The sequence below is a fragment of the Aeromonas sp. ZOR0001 genome (genome assembly GCF_000801015.1).
Lineage (GTDB): Bacteria > Pseudomonadota > Gammaproteobacteria > Enterobacterales > Aeromonadaceae > Aeromonas > Aeromonas veronii.
Window position 1 is genome coordinate 16,685 of sequence record NZ_JRJY01000033.1, and the last position, 2,993, is coordinate 19,677.

A 2,993-nucleotide genomic window follows, 5' to 3' on the forward strand; every position below is an offset into this window, starting at 1 on the left:
GCCGAGGCCTATGGCGCCTCCAAGGCTGCCCTCGACTATCTGGCGGATACCTTGCGCCTCGATTTGGCCAGCAAAGGGATCGGGGTGACCCTGATCCGCCCTGGCTTTGTCCAGACGCCGCTCACCGCCAAAAATGATTTTCCCATGCCCTGTCTGGTGACGGTGGAGCAGGCCTCCCGCGCCATCATGGACGGGCTGACCGCTGGTCGTCACCAAATCCACTTTCCCCGCCGTTTCATCTGGTTGCTACGCCTGCTTGGTGCGCTGCCGGTGGGGCTCTGGCTGCGCCTTGGCCGCGCACTCGTATCGAAAGGAAGCCATTCATGAAGAAAAAGATCGCCATCGTCGGTTCAGGGATCTCGGGGCTCACCGCCGGTTTTCTGCTCCACAAACTCCATGACATCACCCTGTTCGAGGCGGCGCCGACTCTGGGCGGCCATACTGCGACCGTCGATGTGAATCAGGCTGGCCGCAGCTATGCCATCGACACCGGTTTTATCGTCTTCAACGATCGCACCTATCCCAACTTCTTGAAGTTGCTGGCGCGGATCGGCATGGCGCGGCAACCGGCCGAGATGAGCTTCTCGGTGAAGAGCCCGGAGGGGCTGGAGTATAACGGCCACAACCTGGATACCCTGTTTGCCCAGCGCAGCAATCTTCTGAGTCCGCGCTTCTACGGCTTTGTCGCCGAGATTTTGCGGTTCAACCGGGAGGCACGGGCCTGGCTGGCGGATGGTCAGCATCAGGGGGCTGGCCCCGAGCTTACCCTGGGAGATTTTTTGCTGGCGGGGGAGTTTAGTGACTACTTCGCCCGCCACTACATCTTGCCGATGGGAGCGGCGATCTGGTCATCGACCCTGGCCGATATGCGCGCCTTTCCCCTTGGCTTCTTCCTGCGCTTTTTTGCCAACCACGGCCTGCTGGATGTGGCCAATCGCCCCCAGTGGTATGTGATCCCGGGTGGCTCGCGGGAATATATCGGCCCCCTTACCGCGGGTTGGCAGTCGCAGATCCGACTCGCCTGCTCGGTTCAGAGCGTACGGCGGGACGCGGACGGCGTGGTGATCCTGAGCAGTTACGGCGAGGAGCGGTTTGACGAGGTGATCTTCGCCTGCCACAGCGATCAGGCGCTGGCGCTGCTGGCAGATCCCGGCGAGCGGGAGCTGGCCATTCTCGGCGACATGCCCTATCAGGCCAACGATGTCTGGCTCCATACCGATGCTCGCTGCCTGCCCACCCGCCGCAAGGCATGGGCCAGCTGGAACTATCAGCTCGATGGCAATGACGAGGCGCGGCCGCTGGTGAGCTACAACATGAACATCCTGCAGGGGGTGAACTCGCCGGAGCCCTTCTGCGTCAGCCTCAATCCCAAGGGCAAGGTGGATGAGAGCAAGGTGCTGCGCCGCTTCGTCTACCACCATCCGGTGTTCAATCAGGCCTCTATTGCCGCCCAGCAACGGCGCGCGGAGATCTGCGGCCAGCAGCACACCCACTTCTGTGGTGCCTACTGGTACAACGGCTTCCACGAGGATGGGGTGCGCAGCGCGCTGGATGTCGCCAGGCGCTTCGGAGCCGAGCTATGAACGGCGCCACCGTGGCCACCGAACATGAGCGTGCCGACGAACTGGCTGGCGTCGCCAGCGCCATCTGGCAGGGCTCGGTGCGCCACCGCCGTTTTGCACCGCGGGCTCACGCCTTCTCCTACAGCCTCTTTATGCTGGGACTGGATCTCGACGAGCTGCCGCAGCTCGATCAGGGGCGCTGGTTCGGGGTGGAGCGGGCTGGGCTGCTCTCGTTTCACCGCCATGACTATCTCAAGGGGAGTGAGGGAAGCCTCAAGCAGGCGGTGTGGCAGAAGGTGAGCGAGCTGGGTGGTGATGCCGAGCCCGAGGGGCGGGTACTGCTGCTCGGCAATGTGCGCTGTCTGGGGTTCTACTTCAGCCCGGTCAACTTCTACTTCTGCTACCGGCAGGGCGAGGCGCGCTATCTGCTGGCGGAGGTGTCGAACACCCCCTGGAATGAGCGTCACTACTACCTGCTGGATCTGGCGGCACTGGCACCCCATGACAAGGATTTTCACGTATCCCCCTTTATGGGGCTCGCGATGCGTTATCACTGGCGGATCAGGCCGCCCGCGCGGGAGACACTGATCCACATCGAGAGTCATCCCGTATCCGGTGAAGCCAAGCTGTTTGACGCAACCCTGGCGCTCACTCGCGAACCCTTTTCGCGCAAGGGGCTGGTGGCCTTGCTGGCCCGCTGGCCCTGGATGACCATGAAGGTGCTGCTCGGGATCTACTGGCAGGCCCTGCGTCTATTTATCAAACGAACCCCGATTTTTACCCATCCGGAGAGCCGCTAATGGAACTTGCTCAATCAACCCTCTCTGCCTCTTTCATCGACAAGGGGGCAAGACAACTGCTGCTCAATCTGCTGGGTCGCCTCGAACATGGCCAACTGCTGCTGCGGGATGGCGGTGAGCGCCACAGTTTTGGCGTCGCGGGCACCGATCTGCATGCCGAACTGGTGGTGCAGGATCCGGCCTTCTATCGTCGCCTGCTGCTGGGGGGCAGCATTGCCGCCGGAGAAACCTGGGTGGAGGGGCTCTGGACCAGCCCGGATCCGGTGGCATTGGTGCGGTTGCTGGCCCGCAACCTGACCCTGCTCGACTCCCTCGAGCGGCGCTTAGGCTGGCTCAGTTTCCCCTTCAACAAGGTGCGCCACTGGCTTAATCGCAATACCCTGACCGGCTCGCGTTCCAACATCGCCGCCCACTACGATCTCGGCAATACCCTCTATCAGGGTTTTCTCGACAGCCATATGCAGTACTCGAGCGCCATCTATCCGAGCGCCGAGGCCACTTTGGAAGAGGGGCAGCAGGCCAAGTTGCGCACCATCTGCGAGCGGCTGGAGCTGGGGCCTGATGATCATCTGCTGGAGATCGGCACCGGCTGGGGGGGCCTCGCCGTCTATGCCGCCCGCCACTATGGCTG

General features: G+C 62.6%; 4 protein-coding genes. All 4 read left to right on the plus strand.

Features of this window, described 5'->3' with window-relative positions; all coding sequences use genetic code 11:
- The coding region (locus L972_RS21740; RefSeq protein WP_047436020.1) for an SDR family NAD(P)-dependent oxidoreductase at positions 1-327 on the plus strand (327 nt) is incomplete at its 5' end.
- Entirely contained in the window at positions 324-1,583 is a 1,260-nt protein-coding gene (locus L972_RS03270) for an NAD(P)/FAD-dependent oxidoreductase (RefSeq protein WP_047435465.1), read from the plus strand. The genes L972_RS21740 and L972_RS03270, both read left to right, overlap by 4 nt.
- The gene (locus L972_RS03275; protein ID WP_047435468.1) at positions 1,580-2,362 is read left to right on the plus strand and encodes a DUF1365 domain-containing protein; all 783 of its coding nucleotides are present in this window, start codon (positions 1,580-1,582) and stop codon (positions 2,360-2,362) included. Before L972_RS03270 ends, L972_RS03275 begins: the two co-directional genes overlap by 4 nt.
- The coding region (locus tag L972_RS20555) for a class I SAM-dependent methyltransferase (RefSeq protein WP_047436023.1) at positions 2,362-2,993 on the plus strand (632 nt) is incomplete at its 3' end. The genes L972_RS03275 and L972_RS20555, both read left to right, overlap by 1 nt.

What these genes read in the sequence shown, in the direction of transcription:
- L972_RS03270 (WP_047435465.1), top strand. Translation starts at nt 324, where the DNA reads ATGAAGAAAAAGATCGCCATCGTCGGTTCAGGGATCTCGGGGCTCACC.
- L972_RS03275 (WP_047435468.1), top strand. Translation starts at nt 1,580, where the DNA reads ATGAACGGCGCCACCGTGGCCACCGAACATGAGCGTGCCGACGAACTG.